This is a genomic window from Nocardioides antri (assembly GCF_008373765.1).
GTDB lineage: Bacteria > Actinomycetota > Actinomycetes > Propionibacteriales > Nocardioidaceae > Nocardioides > Nocardioides antri.
Genome location: NZ_VUJW01000114.1, coordinates 1 through 696, shown reverse-complemented (window position 1 = coordinate 696; position 696 = coordinate 1). Strand labels below are relative to the sequence as shown.

Below are 696 nucleotides of genomic sequence, written 5' to 3'. Positions count from 1 at the left end.
TTAGTGGACTTCTCGCGACGTCGCGGGCGGCGAACCACCCACGTCGCCGCGATCCGAACACTTCACCGGATCATTCAATCGGTAGGAGCGACGGGCGGTGTGTACAAAGGGCAGGGACGTAATCAACGCGAGCTTATGACTCGCGCTTACTAGGAATTCCTCGTTGAAGACCAACAATTGCAATGATCTATCCCCATCACGATGAAATTTCAAAGATTACCCGGGCCTGTCGGCCAAGGTGTGAACTCGTTGAATACATCAGTGTAGCGCGCGTGCGGCCCAGGACATCTAAGGGCATCACAGACCTGTTATTGCTCAATCTCGTGCGGCTCGAAGACGCCGGTCCCTCTAAGAAGAATTTTAATACGTCGTCAGTGAGTTGCGCGACACGAGGCCGCGCACACCTAAATAACGACGCCTATTTAGCAGGCTAGAGTCTCGTTCGTTACCGGAATTAACCAGACAAATCGCTCCACCAACTAAGAACGGCCATGCACCACCACCCACCGAATCAAGAAAGAGCTCTCAGTCTGTCAATCCTTACTATGTCTGGACCTGGTAAGTTTCCCCGTGTTGAGTCAAATTAAGCCGCAGGCTCCACTCCTGGTGGTGCCCTTCCGTCAATTCCTTTAAGTTTCAGCTTTGCAACCAGACTCCCCCCGGAACCCAGAGACTCTGGTTTCCCGTGAAAGGAGC

At 53.0% G+C, this 696-nt stretch carries 1 rRNA gene; it reads right to left on the bottom strand.

The annotated features are described in order from the left end of the window. A 16S ribosomal RNA gene (locus tag F0U47_RS22760) occupies nucleotides 1–659 on the bottom strand; the annotation flags it as partial. Between the last annotated feature and the right edge of the window lie 37 nt (nucleotides 660–696).